This window comes from Haemophilus pittmaniae (assembly GCF_900186995.1).
In the GTDB taxonomy this organism is placed as follows: domain Bacteria; phylum Pseudomonadota; class Gammaproteobacteria; order Enterobacterales; family Pasteurellaceae; genus Haemophilus_D; species Haemophilus_D pittmaniae.
The window spans coordinates 301,952-320,688 of the sequence record NZ_LT906463.1 but is presented as its reverse complement, the minus strand read 5'-3'; the positions used below and the strand labels follow the sequence as shown (position 1 = coordinate 320,688).

The window sequence follows — 18,737 nt, the reverse complement described above, 5'->3', positions numbered from 1 at the left end:
AAATACAGGAGAGCAAATATGAACAACAAGGTGTCATTAGACAAAAGCAAAATCAAGTTTGTGCTATTGGAAGGTGTCCATCAGAGTGCATTGGATACGCTACATGCAGCGGGTTATACCAATATTGACTATTACAAAAAAGCCTTAGATGGTGACGAACTGAAAGAGGCAATTAAGGACGCTCATTTTATCGGTTTGCGTTCACGCACCAATCTCACGAAGGAGATGCTTGATGCTGCACCGAAATTGATTGCAGTAGGTTGTTTCTGTATCGGCACCAACCAAGTCGATCTGCAAGCGGCCAAAGCACGCGGTATTCCGGTGTTTAATGCGCCATTCTCTAATACGCGTTCCGTTGCGGAAATGGTATTAGGTGAAATTCTGCTATTAATGCGTAATATCCCACAAGCCAATGCAGAAGTGCATCGTGGCGTATGGAATAAATCCGCTGTCGGTTGTCACGAAGTCCGTGGAAAAAAACTGGGAATTATCGGTTATGGTCATATCGGTTCTCAATTGAGTATTATTGCCGAGTCCTTAGGGATGAACGTATTTTTCTATGATATTGAAAATAAATTACCATTAGGTAATGCCACTCAATTACCAACTCTAGATGCATTGCTTGAAAGCTGTGATGTAGTTTCATTACATGTGCCGGATCTACCTTCAACCCGCAATTTGATGAGTGCGGAACGTATTGCCAAATTAAAAGAACATGCTCTTTTAATTAATGCAGCACGCGGTACCGTGGTCGATATCGATGCACTAGCGGCTGCCTTGCAATCCGGTAAAATTCGTGGTGCGGCAATTGATGTATTCCCGACTGAACCGGCTTCCAAAAATGAAGAATTCATTTCACCATTGCGTGCCTTTGATAATGTCATTTTGACTCCACACATCGGGGGATCCACCGCGGAAGCTCAGGAAAACATCGGTCTTGAAGTTGCCGGTAAATTTGTGAAATATTCCGATAATGGTTCGACCTTATCTTCGGTAAACTTCCCAGAAGTATCCTTACCTGAACATGAAGGTACTAAACGTTTGTTACACATTCATGAAAATCGCCCAGGTATATTGAATCAGCTCAATAAGATTTTTGTTGATGCGAACCTCAATATCGCGGCGCAATATTTGCAAACCGATCCAAAAATCGGCTATGTAGTGGTGGATGTGGAAACCGAAGATGCCGCGCCATTATTGGCTCAATTGAAAGCTATCGACGGCACAATTCGCGCCCGTGTGCTTTATTAAGATCTGAAAGACAAAGGCCGGTGAGTTACCGGCCTTTTTTATGTACGCTGAATTGCTGATTGTCAGAAAACCAGGTTTTGAAATCAATAATAATAAAATCAATGGGTTACATTGTGTTTTTGAGAAAACTTATTTTTTAATAGGGGCGTTTGGTTAAAGTGAATCAATGTCTAATTGACGGATAAATTCGCCCAGATCCTGGCTAAGGGTGCCGAGGTTATCTATCATTTGTTCCGTGCTATCGGTGACATTATCCAATATCTCATTGGTATCATCGGCCTTGTCTTCATCCACGATGTTGCCGCGATCTTCGGCAGCAATTTCACCATTTGCCGCACTAAATCCATTATACCAAGCTTGTCGCAAGGATTCGGTGACATACCGACAATAGTCCTCGCGTTGGGAAAGTAATTTATCTGCGTATTCGGGATAATCTTGAGCGATTTTGAAACCATCTAGATACCAATCATCCTTATCTTGACAATTGGCGGTATTGAGGCGTTTTTCGTATTGATTAATAGAGAACGGTTGAATTTTTTTAGCATCCGCAGATTGCGACAAAGATGTTGCTATGGCAAATAGGACAACGGGGATAACAGCTTTCATGCAAACTCCTTTCAATTCGGCTTGCAAGCTGAGACAGCCCGTTATCCTCGTGGTTCCTTATTCCTCCACATCACCGAGTAAAGCGGCGTATTTTTTGCTACTAGGCGAGGCTTCCAACATAATTTTCAGAGCCATGGTTAAAGGGACCGAAAGCAGCATGCCGACCGTGCCGAGCAACCATCCCCAAAATAATAAGGAGAGGAAGACGACCAGTGTGGAAAGCCCAAGAGTACGCCCCATCCATTTTGGTTCCAACACATTACCAATGAGCATATTGATTGCGACCAAGGCAGCCGCAACCCCTAGGCCAACACCGAAGCCATTGAGCAATAAGGTTTGTAGCACAATTGGTACACAGGCAATGATTGAACCAATATTGGGAATGTAATTGAACAGAAAACTTAAGGTTGCCCATAAAATGGCATATTGCACATCGGCTAACTCGAGCAACAAATAGATGGCAATACCGGTGAGCAGACTGACCATGGTTTTGATACCAAGATAGCTAATCACACTTTGCAAAATCCGTTCAATATGATGTTCTTCGCGAGCCACTTCTGTTTCATCGGCATGCTCTGAACTGAGCACTAACGCCAGACGATGTTTCATGGTAGGCGCTTCCAATAACATAAAAATAACCGCCAAGATCAACACAAAGATATTGGAAATAACACTCGAGAAGTTCAGTAGAAAGCGACTGACGTAACCCATAATGACGGCCGGATTAAAGTTTTCCAAAATGCTATCGCGCGATAGCGTAAAGGGAAGTTTAAAGCGTGCGGCCAAGCTATTGAGATCGTTGAGGCGTTCGCCAAGCAACACTTTATATTGCGGAATTGATTGGCTGAATTCAGTCGCCGCATTGTTAATTAAGCCGAATAGTGAAAAGAAAATCACCACAATCAATGCCAGTAATAAGCCAATAGCGACCCCAAGTGGCACTTTGCGCTTGGTTAGGGCGCGGAGGAGGGGCGAGCAGATAATGGCAATAAAAAGCGACAATAAAAAAGGCACGACGATTTCCGCCGCGCTTTTTATGCCAGCGAAAATGACCACCAAGGCGGCCATCGCAATCAGCCCGCGATTAAAATTAAGGCTGTTTCCCACTAAATAGCATCCTCATTTTGTTCGCCGGTGCGGATACGAATCACCCGTTCTACATCGTAAACGAAGATTTTACCATCGCCGATTTTACCGGTTTGAGCGGTTTCAACGATGGTTTCCAAGCATTGCTCTAACAATTCGTCAGGCACCACAATTTCTATTTTTACTTTCGGCAAAAAATCTACCATGTATTCGGCGCCGCGATAGAGTTCGGTATGCCCTTTTTGACGACCAAAACCACGTACTTCGGTGACGGTCATGCCGCTAATGCCGATATCGGAAAGATTTTCACGTACGTCGTCTAATTTGAATGGTTTAATAATCGCTTCGATTTTTTTCATGATTGCACCTCCCGACGGGCGGATTTAGGGCGAAATGCATTGATCACCTGCGGATTGGTGTCGATATAAATCCCATCGATCAATTGCAAACAATAAGGCACGGCACTAAAAATGCCCTGCACCAGTACTCGACCGTCGGCATCTTTGACACCTTCTAGAGTTTCTTTAATTGCCTTTGGTTGGCCGGGTAAATTTAAAATTAGGCTATTACCGCGGATGACACCGACTTGGCGCGATAGAATAGCGGTCGGCACGAAATGTAAACTGACTTGGCGCATTTGTTCGCCGAATCCCGGCATTTCCCGATCAGCAACGGCTAAGGTGGCATCGGGCGTGACATCCCGTTTGGCCGGTCCGGTACCGCCGGTGGTTAATACTAGGTGGCAATGGCAATCGTCGACTAATTCTTTGAGGGTCGCTTCAATTAACGGTTGTTCGTCGGGAATCAAGCGGCTTTCTAGTTCAAAGGGGGCGCTTAATGCTTGTTTTAGCCATTGTTCCAATTCGGGAATGCCTTGATCTTGATAAACACCGCTAGAGGCGCGATCGGATACCGAGACTAAGCCGATTTTAAGGATTGCTGTCATTTTTCTTCTCCGGATAACGGTTAACACGGGGTATCATAGCATAGAAAAGGATTTTATTTTTAGATCTAATAAAATCAATGGCTTAGGTGTGTTTTTGGCAAAAACTCTAAAAAACAAGGGGGCGTTTGATGCCCCCGTTAGTCGAATAGAAAAGGATTAAGCCGATTTGCTGAGTTTGCTCCAGTTGTAATAGCCATACAGGGAGTTGAGTAAGTAGGCACTGAACATTAAATACATGGCTTGATTTTCAGCCCAAAGCACAATTGACAGAATATTTAGGACAATCCATAACAACCATTGCTCGCGGTAGCGTAAAATCATTAGTAATTGTGCGGTAACGGTGATGACGGTGGTGAGACCATCTAAGCCTGTGGAACTACCGCCGGCCGCTTTAAGAGCTTCCACGAAACCTAGCGTACCGAATGTGATAACGGCAAGCATGATAATCCAACCTTTTAGCGTAAGCGCCTTGGCAATGACGCTTTCACCCTGTTCACCATTGCGCATATTGTCACGCCACATAAAATAGCCGATGAATTGTGAAGGAATATAGACGTATAAGACAGTATTCATTTCGCCAAGGAAATTGCTGCCCCAAGCTACATAAAAATAAGTGTAAGCAAAAATCAGTCCGAACAGGTAGTTGCTGATTTTTCCCTTGGATACCAACACCACGCAAATAATACCGGCAATACCCGAAATCATCGATAGGAGCGATTGCGGATCATAATAATAGGCAATCATTTGTGCAGTGATAAATAACACCAGCCAAACAACCTCAAAAGGGCGCCAGCCGCTAAAAAATTCACGTTTAAGGGATTCACTTAGGTTCATGAGAGCTCCGATTTTGTTTGAGTAAAAACGCGGGCATTCTGTCATTGCCTTCCCTTAAAGTAAAGTATTGCTAAAGGATGCTATTTAAAGTTGTGAGATAGTTCTCGTTTTGTGCGGATTGCTTTCAAAGGTGAAGCGGTTACAATAGCCGCCCTTTCATTGTCTCGAGAGAATCAATCATGTCTTTTATGCCCGGTCAACGTTATCTTAGTGAAACGGAAAATAATTTGGGGCTTGGCATCGTCACTTCGATAGAAGGCCGGCGTGTCCAATTGGATTTTCCTGCAGCCCAAGAGAATCGGATTTATGCAGTGGCGGAAGCGCCTTTAACACGAGTTGTGTTGCAGATGGGGGATACTTTGCAACATCGTGATAATTGGTTCGGCAAGGTGATTGCACGACAGGAAATGAATGGCCTGTACTTTTATTTAACTGCTAAAACGGACGGTGGTGAGGTGATTGTGCCAGAGAGCGAATTATCTTCACAATTTTCTCTGCATAATGCGAAAGAACGTTTACTAGCTGGTCAATTGGATAGTTCAGAATTATTCGCTTTGCGCTATCGCACTTTATTGGCACAACAGGCGCAATTTCAATCTCCATTGCGTGGTTTGCGCGGTAATCGAGCGGGATTGATTCCTCATCAGCTACATATTGCTCAAGAAGTGGGTAATCGTTTACGGCCGAGAGTGTTACTGGCCGATGAAGTTGGGCTGGGAAAAACCATTGAAGCCGGCATGATTTTACAGAATCAGTTATTCGCCGAGAAAATTCGCCGCGTGCTAATTATTGTACCGGAAAATTTGCAGCATCAATGGCTGGTGGAAATGTTACGCCGCTTTAATTTACCTTTTGCCTTATTTGATGAGGAACGGGCAGCAGACTTTGCCGCAACGGAGGATTCTCCGGAGACGAATCCTTTCGAGAGTGAAGCATTAATTATTTGTTCATTAGATTGGTTGACCGCTTATCCAAAAAGGGCTGCTCAAGCTTTAGCTGCGGGATTTGATTGCTTAGTGGTAGATGAAGCCCATCATCTGGCTTGGTCACAACAGCAGGTTTCGCCACAATATGCATTGGTGGAACGTTTGGCTCAGGCTATTCCAAGCGTATTATTGCTTACTGCAACGCCGGAACAATTGGGAGAAGAAAGCCATTTTGCACGTTTACGTTTGCTTGATCCGGCCCGATTTTATGATTTTCAGGCATTTATTGATGAGCAACGGCAATATCGTCCATTAGCCGATACAATTCAGGCATTATTGACCAAACGACCGCTGACTACGCAGGAATCTCAACAATTAGCCGAGCTCTTGCCGGAAATGCGGGAAACCTTGGCATGCGGGCTAGCAGATGGTTCGTCTGCAGTATCGGCTCGCACCGCACTAATTCAAGCCTTAATTGATCGCCATGGTACCGGAAGAGTGTTATTTCGTAATACTCGGCAAAATATCAAGGGGTTTCCGCAACGTCATTACCATCCGATCGCCTTATCCAATGAGGCGGCTAAAATCGATTGGCTCTTAGATTTTTTGAAAAATCATCGACAGGATAAGATTTTGGTGATTTGTCATTTAGCGCATACCGCACAGCATTTGGTGCAGGTACTACGGGAAAAAGAAGGCATTCGGGCTGCCCTATTCCATGAAGGTATGTCGATTGTGGAGCGGGATCGTGCCGCTGCGTATTTTGCTGAAGAAGAAGGTGCGCAGGTATTGGTAAGCTCTGCGATCGGTTCGGAAGGACGTAATTTTCAATTTTCTCACTGTTTGGTGCTATTTGATTTACCGCCAAATCCCGATGCGTTGGAACAAGCAATAGGCCGCTTGGATCGTATTGGTCAACAGCAAGATATTGATATTTATCAACCTTATATCAAAGATAGTAGTGATGAGTTATTGGCGCGTTGGTATCACGAAGGTTTGGATGCATTTGAACGACTATCACCGGCCGGCATGAGTTTATTTACGGAATTTGATATTGCACAGAGAAGAGTCACAGGTTTTGCGGATTTCTCTTCCTTGCTGATACAAACCCGTGAGCGTCGAGAACAATTACAATATGAGTTGGAACAAGGACGCGATCGTTTATTGGAAATGAATTCAGCCGGAGGGGCTCAGGCACAAGCTTTAGCGCAACAAATAGCAGCGCAGGATGGTGAACCGCAGTTGCGACAATTAGCCCAACAGTTGTTTGACTTAATCGGTTTAGAACAGGATGAATTAGGCGAACATAGTTTGGTGATTCAACCAACCGGAACCATGATGTTTGCTGATTTTCCGGGACTGCAGGAAGAGCCAATGACGGTGACCTTTGATCGTGCTTTAGCATTAGCTCGTGAAGAATGGCTGTTTTTAACTTGGGATCATCCTATGATCCGCCATGGTATTGATTTAATTACGGCTAATGATATTGGTAAGGCCTCCATGGCGCTATTAGTCAATAAACAATTGCCAGCCGGTACCTTATTGATGGAAACGGTCTTTGTGGTTGAAGCGCAGGCTCCGCAGGGGTTGCAATTAGGGCGTTTCCTTCCTCCGACAGCGATTCGCTTATTATTAGATAGCAAGGGGCATGATTTAAGTGCACAGGTCAGTTTTGAAACTCTACAACAAAAATTGAAACCACTTAATAAAGCTCTTGCGGTAAAAATGTTGAAAACAGTACAGAGTTTGTTGCAAGGCCTATTTCAACAGGCAGAAAAATTACTTGCGCAGCCGGCTCAGCAAATTATTGATGAAGCATTATTACAGGCCAAGCATGATCTTGGTGCAGAATTTGAACGTTTATCGGCATTACAACGGGTAAATAAAAATATTCGCTCGGATGAACTAGGATTGTTGGCTAAACAACGAGAGGATATTTTGCATCATTTGGCCGGGGCTAATTGGCGTTTGGATAGTGTACGTATTATTGTGACCAATCAGGAGTAGCAAATGGCATTAATTGATTATCGGCCACCGATGGAACCTTATTTGGATATTGTCTATCAGGATAATCACATTTGTGTGGTCAATAAACCTAGCGGCTTATTGTCTGTTCCCGGCAATAAGCCAGAATATTTTGACAGTGCAATGAGTCGGGTAAAGGAAAAATTTGGATTTTGTGAGCCAGCCCATCGTTTGGATATGGCAACTAGCGGTATTTTATTGTTTGCATTAAGTAAAGCAGCGGATCGCGAACTTAAACGCCAATTTCGTGAACGCGAACCCCAAAAACATTATTTAGCATTAGTGTTTGGGCATTTGCAGCAGGAGTCCGGTGAGGTTAATTTTCCTCTAATTTGTGATTGGGAAAATCGTCCACGTCAGCGCATTGATTTTGTTGTTGGTAAAAAAGCCTGTACTCATTTTGAGATCTTAGAACGACGTAATGATTTTTCCACATTGGTTAAATTGACGCCGATCACCGGACGCTCTCATCAACTGAGATTACATATGTTAGCTCTTGGGCATCCCATTTTAGGGGATAAATTTTATGCACCGCCTCAGGCAAAAGCAATGGCTGCCAGATTATGTTTACATGCAGCGCAGTTAACGATCTCACATCCGATTAATGGGGAAATAATGACCTTTACCCAGAGTGCTGATTTTTAAAGAAAAGCTCCCGATTTTGAGAAATTAATTTTATTTCACCAAATATTGTAAAATATCAAATTTTTTTGAAATAAGTTTTAAGATAAATATGGGGTTACCTTGCAAACGACCTCTAAAGGAGTAAAATGCGTAGCGGATATACTTATAATTAATTAATCATATGGAGGTGTTGTATGGCGTCTGATGACAAAATTTCGACGGTTGCATTAACTCCCGTTGAAGCTACGGATTATGCTGAAAGTGTTGCTACTTATAAAGCGCATAAGCGTCTGGTTCTTTCTTTTATATCTGGTATAAATGCAGGTGCCTGTATCGCTTTGGCATTTGTATTTTACACTACAACTCAGACCGGCTCGGCCGGTGCACCTTGGGGGCTGACGAAGTTGGTCGGCGGTTTAGTATTCTCCCTTGGTGTTATTATGGTTGTGCTTTTAGGCTCCGAGTTGTTTACTTCATCTACTTTAACAGCAGTTGCCCGAGTGGGGGGCAAAATTACTACAGGACAAATGATCCGGAACTGGATTGCCGTGTATTTTGGTAATTTTGCCGGTGGTTTGATTATTGTGTTATTCATCTGGTTTGGTGGTCAGACGATGGCTGCCGCTGGGCAATGGGGCTTGACCATTTTATCAACAGCCCAACATAAAATTCATCATACTTGGTTTGAGGCCTTTAACTTAGGTATTTTATGTAACATCATGGTATGTTTGGCCGTATGGCTTTCTTATTCGGGTAAAACCGTTGTAGATAAAGCATTTATCATGATTATGCCGATAGGCTTATTCGTTGCATCAGGTTTTGAGCACTGTGTGGCTAATATGTTCATGATTCCAATGGGAATTATTACGGCGCATTACAGTACACCTGAATTCTGGCAACAAATCGGTGTAGATGCCGCTAAGTATGCCGATCTTAATTTAGCGAATTTTATTATCAAAAATTTAATTCCAGTTACCTTGGGAAATATAGTGGGGGGTGCAGTCTGCATCGGTTTATTCCAACGTTATTTAACGAAGGCCCATTAGTTCTCTAACGAATTGAAACGATTTATTTTTTATTAATTAACAAAGGAAATGACTATGTCAGAACTTAATGAAGCTCAGAAATCAGCTTGGGCAGGGTTCACCGGTGGTGATTGGCAAGAGCATGTAAATGTACGTGACTTTATCCAAAAGAATTACACCCCGTATGAAGGCGATGATTCATTCTTAGCTGGACCAACCGAGGCAACAACTAAACTTTGGGAAGCCGTGATGGAAGGTATTAAGGTTGAGAATAAAACTCATGCGCCATTAGATTTTGATGAGCATACTCCATCAACAATCACTTCTCATGCGCCGGGTTATATCAACAAAGATTTGGAAAAAATTGTTGGTTTACAGACTGATGCTCCGTTGAAACGTGCCATTATGCCATTTGGTGGTATTAAAATGGTTGAAGGGTCATGTAAAGTTTATGGTCGTGAACTAGATCCTGAAGTTAAAAAAATCTTTACCGAATACCGTAAAACTCATAACCAAGGTGTATTTGATGTCTATACACCAGATATTCTCCGTTGCCGTAAATCCGGTGTGTTAACCGGTTTACCGGATGCCTATGGACGTGGTCGTATTATCGGTGACTATCGTCGAGTAGCGCTTTATGGTGTAGATTTCTTAATGAAAGATAAATATGCTCAGTTTACTTCTTTGCAAGCAGATCTCGAAAATGGGGTGAACCTTGAAGCGACAATTCGTTTACGTGAAGAAATCGCTGAGCAACATCGTGCATTAGGTCAACTGAAACAAATGGCTGCAAGCTATGGTTTCGATATTTCTAATCCGGCGAGTAATGCACAAGAAGCCATTCAATGGATGTACTTCGCTTATTTAGCCGCTATCAAATCACAAAATGGTGCAGCGATGTCATTTGGCCGTACTGCAACCTTTATTGATATTTATATTGAACGTGATTTGAAAGAAGGCAAAATCACAGAAACTGAAGCACAAGAATTAGTGGATCACTTAGTGATGAAACTTCGTATGGTTCGTTTCCTACGTACACCTGAATATGATCAATTATTCTCTGGTGACCCAATGTGGGCAACTGAAACCATCGCGGGTATGGGATTGGATGGTCGTACCTTGGTAACTAAAAATACATTCCGTATTTTGCATACCCTTTACAACATGGGTACTTCTCCAGAACCAAACTTAACTATCCTTTGGTCTGAACAATTACCTGAAAACTTCAAACGTTTCTGTGCGAAAGTATCTATTGATACCTCATCTGTTCAGTATGAAAACGATGACTTAATGCGTCCAGACTTCAACAATGATGACTATGCAATCGCATGTTGTGTATCACCAATGGTTGTAGGTAAACAAATGCAATTCTTCGGTGCTCGTGCAAACTTAGCGAAAACATTGTTATACGCAATCAACGGCGGTATCGATGAAAAATTAGGTATGCAAGTAGGTCCGAAAACTACACCAATCACTGATGAAGTGTTAGATTTCGACACCGTAATGACTCGTATGGACAGCTTTATGGATTGGTTGGCAAAACAATATGTGACTGCCTTGAACATCATCCATTATATGCACGATAAATATTCATACGAAGCAGCACTAATGGCGTTACATGACCGTGATGTGTTCCGTACTATGGCTTGTGGTATCGCAGGGCTTTCAGTTGCAGCTGACTCACTTTCTGCAATTAAATATGCGAAAGTTAAACCTGTTCGTGGGGATATCAAAGACAAAGATGGCAATGTTGTTGCAAGCAATGTAGCAATCGACTTTGAAATCGAAGGTGAATATCCACAATATGGTAACAATGATAACCGTGTGGATGAGATCGCTTGCGATTTAGTTGAACGTTTCATGAAGAAAATTCAGAAACTCAAAACCTACCGTAATGCTGTACCAACACAATCTGTGTTAACCATTACTTCTAACGTGGTTTATGGTAAGAAAACAGGTAATACCCCAGATGGTCGTCGCGCAGGTGCTCCATTTGGACCAGGTGCAAACCCAATGCATGGTCGTGACCAAAAAGGTGCTGTAGCATCATTAACTTCTGTGGCTAAACTGCCATTTGCTTACGCGAAAGATGGTATCTCTTATACCTTCTCTATCGTGCCAAATGCGTTAGGTAAAGATGCGGAGGCTCAACGCCGTAATCTTGCTGGCTTGATGGATGGCTATTTCCATCATGAAGCGACAGTAGAAGGTGGTCAACACTTAAATGTGAATGTATTAAACCGTGAAATGTTATTAGATGCGATGGAAAATCCGGACAAATATCCGCAATTGACAATTCGTGTCTCTGGGTATGCCGTACGTTTTAACTCTTTAACTAAAGAGCAACAACAAGACGTAGTAACTCGTACATTCACTGAATCGTTCTAAGTTACAATAAAATCTAACCGTATTTTAACGGTAATGTAAAAGTTATGAGCCTGATTTACGTCAGGCTCATTTTTTATAGGTAATATTTCAGGTACAATTTAGCCATGTTTAGTTTGGGAACTTATGTATGTCAGTTTTAGGTAGAATTCACTCTTTTGAATCCTGTGGTACTGTAGATGGTCCAGGGATTCGTTTTATTTTATTTATGCAAGGTTGTTTAATGCGTTGCAAATATTGCCATAACCGTGATACTTGGGACCTTGATGGCGGTCGTGAAATTAGCGTTGAAGAATTAATGAAGGAAGTGGTGAGCTATCGCCATTTTATGAACGCAACGGGCGGAGGTGTAACGGCATCAGGTGGTGAGGCCGTTCTTCAAGCAGAATTTGTGCGTGATTGGTTTCGTGCTTGTAAGGCTGAGGGAATTAATACTTGTTTAGATACGAATGGTTTTGTTCGTCATTATGATCATATTATTGACGAATTGCTTGATGTAACTGATCTGGTATTACTGGATTTAAAAGAACTTAATGATAAAGTACATCAGAACCTTATTGGTGTGCCAAATAAGAGAACATTAGAATTCGCTAAGTATTTGCAAAAACGTAATCAACGTACCTGGATTCGTTATGTTGTGGTACCGGGATATACAGATAATGATCACGATGTACATTTACTTGGTCAGTTTATTGAAGGAATGCAGAACATCGAAAAAGTGGAGCTTTTACCTTATCATCGATTAGGTGCCCATAAATGGAAAACGCTAGGATTTGATTATGAGTTGCAAGATGTATTACCACCAACAAAAGAATCACTTGAGCATATTAAAACTATCTTGGAAGGATACGGTCATACCGTAAAATACTAGATTGTGATAATGTGGAGTAGTTCAACAGCAGGCTTTGGGAATGAGCTTTAAGGAGAGAAAAATGAAAAAATTGGTATTCACATTTTTAGGTGTAGCCCTTTTAGCAGGTTGTTCTGCTGTTCAATCCCCCCTTCCACAAGAAGAGGTGACATTAAGCCCTCCCTCTAAAGATAGAGAAGGCTATGTTCGGTTAGTAAAAGATAAAAACTACTATATTGATACTAGTTCTATCTGGGTGGATAACCAAGATTTAAATCAAGTGCATTTTGATGCAGTGGTGAATTTGGATAAGGGTTTATATGTGTATCCAAAAGAAACAAGACGTTATGCGCGTTCCGTTCGCCAATATAAAATCCTAAACTGTAAGAATTTCCACTTAACTCAGGTTCGTACAGATTTTTATGATGACTTTTGGGGCGAAGGTTTGCGTGCAGCACCGAAAAAACAGGAAAAATATTCCATTAGCTTAAAACCGAATACGACGCTTTATGCTGCCGCTCAAATTATTTGTGTGAATTCAGATAGAAAGCCTTCTTTAGAGTTAGAAGGCTCACAAGTGAAATAATCAATCAAAGTGCGGTTAGAAATAACCGCATTTTTTATGCTTAATTAAGTAGTTATAGGCAGATGATAAAAAACGGTCAATATTTATCAAATATTGACCGTTTTTTACAGATTACTATGAAAAATTATTTCACACGAGAAACGTATTCGCCTGAGCGAGTATCTACTTTGATTACTTCGCCAATTTGAACAAAGAGAGGTACTTTCACTACTGCGCCAGTACTTAATGTGGCTGGTTTACCGCCTGTGCCTGCAGTATCGCCTTTAAGACCAGGGTCGGTGTCGATGATTTCTAGTTCTACGAAGTTTGGTGGAGTAATGCTGATTGGCGCACCGTTCCATAAAGTTACGATACAATCTGCTTGGTCTAATAGCCATTTTTCTGCATCACCAACTGCTTTCGCATCAGCAGAATATTGTTCAAATGTTTCAGGGTGCATGAAGTACCAGAATGCATCATCCTTGTATGAATAAGTCAGGTTAAGATCCATAACATCAGCTGCTTCAACTGAAGTACCGGATTTGAAGTTGACATCTAATACTTTGCCTGAAATTAATTTACGAATACGGGTGCGGGTGAATGCTTGCCCTTTACCCGGTTTGACGAATTCATTTTCAACAATAACGCAAGGCTCGCCGTCTTGCATAAATTTTAGACCCGGTTTGAAATCACTGGTAGTATATGTAGCCATAATTTGAATTATCCTAAGAATGGTTTTTTAAAGGTGCACATTCTAACCCAAAACATCGCGGAGAGAGAAGAACAAAATTGGCTCGATATTTTAAAAAATGCCGTTTCTGATCCTATTTTATTACTCAAAAGACTCAATCTTTCTGAATCCTATTTTCTTGAAGATATAAAGGCTCGCCAATTATTTGCAATGCGAGTCCCTACTCCCTTTATTGAAAAGATGGAAATTGGTAATCCTCAAGATCCACTTTTTTTACAAGTTATGACCGGCGCAGAGGAGTTTTCCGACGTTGTTGGTTTTACCCAGGATCCATTATCTGAAAATCAGGCTAATGCAATTCCAAATATTTTGCACAAGTATCATAATCGTCTCCTTTTTATGCTTAAAGGCGGATGTGCCATAAATTGTCGTTATTGTTTCCGTCGTCATTTCCCTTATGAACAAAATCCGGGGAATAAACGCAGTTGGCAAAGAGCGTTAGATTATATTGCTCAGCATGATGAGATTGAGGAGGTGATTTTTTCTGGTGGAGATCCTCTTATGGCTAAAGATAGTGAATGGCGATGGCTTCTTGCATCTTTAGAATTGATACCTCATGTGCAACGTATCCGTATTCATAGTCGTTTACCTGTGGTTATTCCACAACGGATTACGGCAACATTTTGTAGTTTATTGAAAAATAGTCGCTTTCAGGTGGTGTTAGTCACCCATATTAATCATCCAAATGAGATTGATGAATATTTTACATTGGCAATGCAAAAGTTAAGGGACGCGAATGTAACGTTGTTAAACCAATCTGTCTTACTCAGAAGGATCAATGATGATCCTATAATTTTAAAGTCATTGAGTGATAAATTATTTCAAAGTGGCATTCTTCCTTATTACCTGCATTTATTGGATAAAGTGCAAGGGGCTGCACATTTCTATATTCCCGATGAACAGGCTCTTTATATTTATCGGCAATTACAGGCGAAAACTTCCGGATATTTGGTACCCAAGCTTGCCCGAGAGATAGCAGGAGAGCCAAATAAAACTTTATACGGTGACCAATATCCGCTAGAATAGCGCGAAATTTTTCATGTCAAAACCAATAGAAAACGCTTAGTCATTTTTGTGTTAATAAGTTGCATTTCAATTGGTCGGTTATCGTTAATAAATAGTTTAGCAAGTAAGAGGTATATCGTGGATTCTCATAATGGAAACCAACAAAATGACCAATCTCAAAATGAATTAGATTTAGGTTTACATAATACGGACAGCAAAAATGCACAAGGTGCAGGCTCATTGCTTGATAAGGCTAAAGGTCTTTTTGCTAAGAAAGAACAGGCTCAAACTCAATTCCATGTCCGTAAAGAACCTACATTTGGTACACAGAGCGAGCAACCTCAAACATTGCAAACATCTCCTTTTGAGGAACAACCTTTAGAGCAAAAAGAAGAATTCATTGATGCAGAAGAACATCAACAGGTTGCACAACAAAGTGCCCCATTTGTGGCTGCAGCGTCCAATGCTAATAAGGTTGATAACTTAAAACAGCCGGAAAAATGGAAAGTATTACAAATTCTTCCAGAAAAACATCGCCGTCTATTTATTGCTATTTTAGGCTTGGTAATATTGCTCATTGTATTCTTTAGCTTGAAACCAAGCTCAGATACGGTGGAGTCCTTTGAACAGCAAAATACCAATGAGATTCCGGTGCAATTTCAATCCTTGGATCAATCCCAACCGGTAGAAACTAGTATTTTAGATAATGCAACGACTGCTCCTGCTTCTGCGGAACAAACTAAATCTGATGTTCCCCCGGCAATGGAGTATGTGGGAAATAGTGAGGCTAAAAACGAAACAGTAAACCCTCAAACGGTTGAAACTCAAAGCCCAACAATGCAACAACCGAGCCAGCCAACACAAGCTCCAGTGGCGCAAACAACAGTTAAGGAATCCCCTAAACATACTCCGGCGGTAGAAAAACAAACAGCTCCGATTGAACGTAAAGTTGAATCACATCGTGAACACGCGGTGACGTCTCAGGAGAAAAAGAATGCCAAGCCGACAACGGAAAAAACGGCTGCAACAGCTCCAGTAATGAAAAAAGAATCTTCGGCTAAGATTCAAGAATCTAAGCCTACAGTTACTCAGGCTGCTACTAATGGAACAAGTAAAACCCTAACGGTTCCACAAGGGGTATCATTAATGCAAGTATTCCGTGATAACAAACTGAATATTGCGGATGTAAATGCTATGACTAAAGCTAGCGGTGCAGGGAATGCGCTTAGTAATTTCAAACCTGGTGATAAAGTACAGGTTTCCCTCGATGGGCAAGGAAGAGTGAGTGAACTACGTTTATCGAATGGTACAAGATTCATTCGTCAGGCGAATGGTACTTACCAGTATAAAAAATAGTGAAAAGGGCGAGCAATCGCCCCTTTTTATATGGCATAAGGAGACGTGATGCTGCGCAAGGTTTTGTTAATTTCAACTGCATTGCTATTTTGTGGTTGTACGCACCAATCATTAACTTCCCCGCCGAAACGTAAAGTTTCGATTGATAAGCTTTCACAAAATGGTAAAGCAAATGTGTATTTATGCAAGGGCGGAAAAACCGTTCGTGTGGTGCAAAATAAAATAAGGGGAAAGAATACTAAAAAGCTCAGCCAAGTGACGGTGACTTTTAATGAGATTTCTGAAAAATTATTGTTAGGTATTTCCGAGCGTGGCCAAAACTACAGTAATGTTCGTTGGAACTGGTCACAAAGGGATGACTATAGTTCTTTAACCACATCTGTGGGCGTTGTGCTTGCTGAGCAATGTGTATTGCAACGTAGTGAGATCAATACCAATTAATGGAATTACAACGAGGTTTTGTTCTTCATCGTCGGCCTTATAGTGAAAGCAGTTTATTGCTTGACGTGTTTACCGAAGAAAGTGGACGTCTGAGTGTTTTAGCCAAGGGGGCAAGAGCCAAACGTTCGGCTTGGAAGTCGGTGCTGCAACCATTTACACCATTATTATTACGTTGGAGCGGAAAAGGAGCATTAAAAGTTTTAACTCACGCGGAGTCTGCTGCAATCAGTCTTCCCTTAGAACAAACTGCGCTTTATAGCGGTTTCTATGTGAACGAATTGATCACTCGGGTGCTTGAGGCAGAAACGGCACAACCGCAGCTATTTCAATACTATATCGCTTGTTTGACGGGCTTGGCATCACAAACTAATATTGAGCCAGTATTGCGTCGATTTGAGTTTCAACTATTACAAATTTTGGGTTACGGTGTTGATTTTACCCATTGTGCGGGAAGCGGCGCTGTTGTTGAACCAACGATGACTTATCGTTATCGTCCTGAACAAGGGTTTATTGCTTCATTGGTACGGGATAACACGGCCTTTTACGGTAAGGAGTTATTGGCTTTTGCTGCTTTAGATTTTTCCGATGCATCGGTTTTACCGGCTGCCAAACGTTTTACCCGACAGGCATTAAAACCTTATTTAGGTGATAAACCACTAAAAAGTCGTGAGTTATTTACGCAAAATATACTTTATTTGAAATAATCCGCTCTCTTTATTCGAACAATAATAAGAAATCATGTCATGGCCTTACTTTACGCTCCCCAAAAGAAACCTCAAACCATCCATACAATTACAGCTGAAATTCTTGATTTAGATTATCAAGGATTAGGTGTTGCAAAAGTTAACGGCAAAACTTGGTTTATTGAAAATGCTTTGCCGGGAGAAAAAGTAATAGCGCGGGTGACCGAGGAAAAACGTCAATATGGTTTGGCCGTAGCTCAAAAATGGTTGCAAAAGAATACACAACGCTTAACTCCTGCCTGTGGTTATTACAAGTATTGTGGCGGTTGCCAAGGGCAACATATCCCTCTTGAAATGCAGTGTCAGGCTAAGCAAAAAGCCTTATTTTCTCGTTTGAGTAAATTGCAGCGCGAGCCCATTGAGTTGATGCCGATGATTTCGGGGGCGCAATGGGGGTATCGTCGCAGAATACGCTTAAGTCTGCTATGGAATGCCAAGAATAAGTGCCTTGATATGGGGTTTCGTCAGAAAAACTCTAATCAGTTAGTGGCTATTCAGCAGTGTTTAGTTACAGAGCCTGCGCTGAATAATTTACTTCCTAAATTAACATCGCTGTTAAGTCAATTTTCTCAACCTAAACAACTCGGACATATTGAGCTAGTGAACGCAGATAATGGCATCGCTATGTTACTCCGCTATAGCCGGGAATTGAATGCTAGCGATCGCCAACGGTTATGCCATTTTGCTCAAGTTGAGGGGATTCATTTATTCTTACAAAGCGATAATGGAATAGAGCGGTTTTATGGGGAGGAACCCGCATATCAGTTGAATGATGGTAGTCGCTTACAATTTGATATTCGGGATTTTATTCAGGTTAATGGGCCGTTAAATCAACAGATGATCACTACCGCACTTGATTGGCTGGAGTTACAAGCAAACGATCGAGTGCTTGATTTGTTTTGCGGTATGGGGAATTTTACCTTGCCGTTATCCCGTTTAGCCGGCGTTGTGGTCGGAGTGGAGGGTGTACAGGAAATGGTGATAAAGGCTGAACAAAATGCCATCGCTAATCATTGTCTGAATATTCAATTCTATCAAACGGATCTTAGCGCCTCTTTTGTTGATAAGCCTTGGGCTAGAGAGCACTTTAATAAAATTTTGTTGGATCCCCCACGTAGTGGTGCGGCTTTTGCTCTCCAAGCCTTATGTGATTTAAACGCCGAGAAAATACTTTATGTTTCTTGCAATCCGGCAACATTAGTACGCGATGCGGAGATTCTCTGCAACGCAGGTTACAGGATTCAACGAACTGCTATGATTGATATGTTTCCGCATACGGCACATTTGGAATCAATCACATTATTTAGCAAATCTTAGG

The 18,737-nt window shown here is 41.7% G+C and carries 18 protein-coding genes; 12 read left to right on the top strand and 6 right to left on the bottom strand.

The annotated features are described in order from the left end of the window. Positions 1 to 18: 18 nt before the first annotated feature. Positions 19 to 1,251, top strand: coding sequence for a phosphoglycerate dehydrogenase (gene serA / locus CKV74_RS01575; protein WP_007242597.1), 1,233 nt, complete (start codon positions 19 to 21; stop codon positions 1,249 to 1,251). Between the two features lie 153 nt (positions 1,252 to 1,404). Here the strand turns inward: serA and CKV74_RS01570 are convergent, their stop codons facing one another. The 5 genes from CKV74_RS01570 to pnuC all read right to left on the bottom strand — a co-directional run bounded on the left by CKV74_RS01570 (position 1,405) and on the right by pnuC (position 4,723). Continuing rightward, positions 1,405 to 1,857, bottom strand: a complete 453-nt coding sequence (locus CKV74_RS01570) for a hypothetical protein (protein WP_007242599.1) — start codon at positions 1,855 to 1,857, stop codon at positions 1,405 to 1,407. A 57-nt stretch (positions 1,858 to 1,914) separates the two neighbouring features. Further along, the gene (locus CKV74_RS01565; protein ID WP_007242598.1) at positions 1,915 to 2,964 is read right to left on the bottom strand and encodes an AI-2E family transporter; all 1,050 of its coding nucleotides are present in this window, start codon (positions 2,962 to 2,964) and stop codon (positions 1,915 to 1,917) included. Next, positions 2,964 to 3,302, bottom strand: coding sequence for a nitrogen regulatory protein P-II (gene glnB, locus CKV74_RS01560; protein WP_095176649.1), 339 nt, complete (start codon positions 3,300 to 3,302; stop codon positions 2,964 to 2,966). The genes CKV74_RS01565 and glnB overlap by 1 nt, the downstream gene beginning before the upstream one ends. After that, complete coding sequence (gene mog / locus CKV74_RS01555; RefSeq protein WP_007242603.1) at positions 3,299 to 3,889, bottom strand: molybdopterin adenylyltransferase; 591 nt, start codon at positions 3,887 to 3,889, stop codon at positions 3,299 to 3,301. The genes glnB and mog overlap by 4 nt, the downstream gene beginning before the upstream one ends. Before the next feature lie 156 nt (positions 3,890 to 4,045). Further along, positions 4,046 to 4,723: a nicotinamide riboside transporter PnuC gene (pnuC, locus tag CKV74_RS01550; RefSeq protein ID WP_007242600.1), complete on the bottom strand. Its 678-nt coding sequence runs from the start codon at positions 4,721 to 4,723 to the stop codon at positions 4,046 to 4,048. Positions 4,724 to 4,902: 179 nt separating this feature from the next. On the opposite strand from pnuC, the gene rapA reads away from it, so the two are divergent. The 6 genes from rapA (at position 4,903) to CKV74_RS01520 (ending at position 13,144) form a co-directional block, all read left to right on the top strand. After that, complete coding sequence (gene rapA, locus CKV74_RS01545) at positions 4,903 to 7,656, top strand: RNA polymerase-associated protein RapA (RefSeq protein WP_095176648.1); 2,754 nt, start codon at positions 4,903 to 4,905, stop codon at positions 7,654 to 7,656. A gap of 3 nt (positions 7,657 to 7,659) precedes the next feature. After that, the gene (gene rluA, locus CKV74_RS01540; protein ID WP_007242601.1) at positions 7,660 to 8,319 is read left to right on the top strand and encodes a bifunctional tRNA pseudouridine(32) synthase/23S rRNA pseudouridine(746) synthase RluA; all 660 of its coding nucleotides are present in this window, start codon (positions 7,660 to 7,662) and stop codon (positions 8,317 to 8,319) included. 173 nt (positions 8,320 to 8,492) lie between these two features. Continuing rightward, positions 8,493 to 9,344, top strand: coding sequence for a formate transporter FocA (gene focA / locus CKV74_RS01535; protein ID WP_007242591.1), 852 nt, complete (start codon positions 8,493 to 8,495; stop codon positions 9,342 to 9,344). 54 nt (positions 9,345 to 9,398) lie between these two features. Continuing rightward, the gene (gene pflB / locus CKV74_RS01530; RefSeq protein ID WP_007242590.1) at positions 9,399 to 11,711 is read left to right on the top strand and encodes a formate C-acetyltransferase; all 2,313 of its coding nucleotides are present in this window, start codon (positions 9,399 to 9,401) and stop codon (positions 11,709 to 11,711) included. Positions 11,712 to 11,838: 127 nt separating this feature from the next. After that, positions 11,839 to 12,579, top strand: a complete 741-nt coding sequence (gene pflA, locus CKV74_RS01525; RefSeq protein ID WP_007242602.1) for a pyruvate formate lyase 1-activating protein — start codon at positions 11,839 to 11,841, stop codon at positions 12,577 to 12,579. A 61-nt stretch (positions 12,580 to 12,640) separates the two neighbouring features. Beyond that, positions 12,641 to 13,144, top strand: a complete 504-nt coding sequence (locus tag CKV74_RS01520; RefSeq protein ID WP_095176646.1) for a surface-adhesin E family protein — start codon at positions 12,641 to 12,643, stop codon at positions 13,142 to 13,144. Between the two features lie 124 nt (positions 13,145 to 13,268). On the opposite strand, the gene efp is transcribed toward CKV74_RS01520, so the two are convergent. Then, a complete protein-coding gene (gene efp, locus CKV74_RS01515) occupies positions 13,269 to 13,835 on the bottom strand; it encodes an elongation factor P (protein ID WP_007241760.1) in 567 nt (188 codons plus the stop codon). Positions 13,836 to 13,868: 33 nt separating this feature from the next. Here efp and epmB point away from each other — a divergent pair, with 33 nt between their 5' ends. The 5 genes from epmB to rlmD all read left to right on the top strand — a co-directional run bounded on the left by epmB (position 13,869) and on the right by rlmD (position 18,736). Beyond that, positions 13,869 to 14,900: an EF-P beta-lysylation protein EpmB gene (gene epmB / locus CKV74_RS01510; protein WP_039847741.1), complete on the top strand. Its 1,032-nt coding sequence runs from the start codon at positions 13,869 to 13,871 to the stop codon at positions 14,898 to 14,900. Positions 14,901 to 15,017: 117 nt separating this feature from the next. Continuing rightward, the gene (gene oapA, locus CKV74_RS01505; protein ID WP_095176645.1) at positions 15,018 to 16,235 is read left to right on the top strand and encodes an opacity-associated protein OapA; all 1,218 of its coding nucleotides are present in this window, start codon (positions 15,018 to 15,020) and stop codon (positions 16,233 to 16,235) included. Between the two features lie 48 nt (positions 16,236 to 16,283). Continuing rightward, positions 16,284 to 16,676 (top strand): MliC family protein, encoded by a 393-nt coding sequence (locus CKV74_RS01500; RefSeq protein ID WP_007241756.1) that lies wholly within the window; start codon positions 16,284 to 16,286, stop codon positions 16,674 to 16,676. Continuing rightward, positions 16,676 to 17,380: a DNA repair protein RecO gene (recO, locus tag CKV74_RS01495; protein WP_007241723.1), complete on the top strand. Its 705-nt coding sequence runs from the start codon at positions 16,676 to 16,678 to the stop codon at positions 17,378 to 17,380. Before CKV74_RS01500 ends, recO begins: the two co-directional genes overlap by 1 nt. A gap of 39 nt (positions 17,381 to 17,419) precedes the next feature. Then, on the top strand, positions 17,420 to 18,736 hold the full coding sequence (rlmD, locus tag CKV74_RS01490) for a 23S rRNA (uracil(1939)-C(5))-methyltransferase RlmD (RefSeq protein WP_007241815.1): 1,317 nt from the start codon (positions 17,420 to 17,422) through the stop codon (positions 18,734 to 18,736). The last annotated feature ends 1 nt before the right edge of the window (position 18,737 follow it).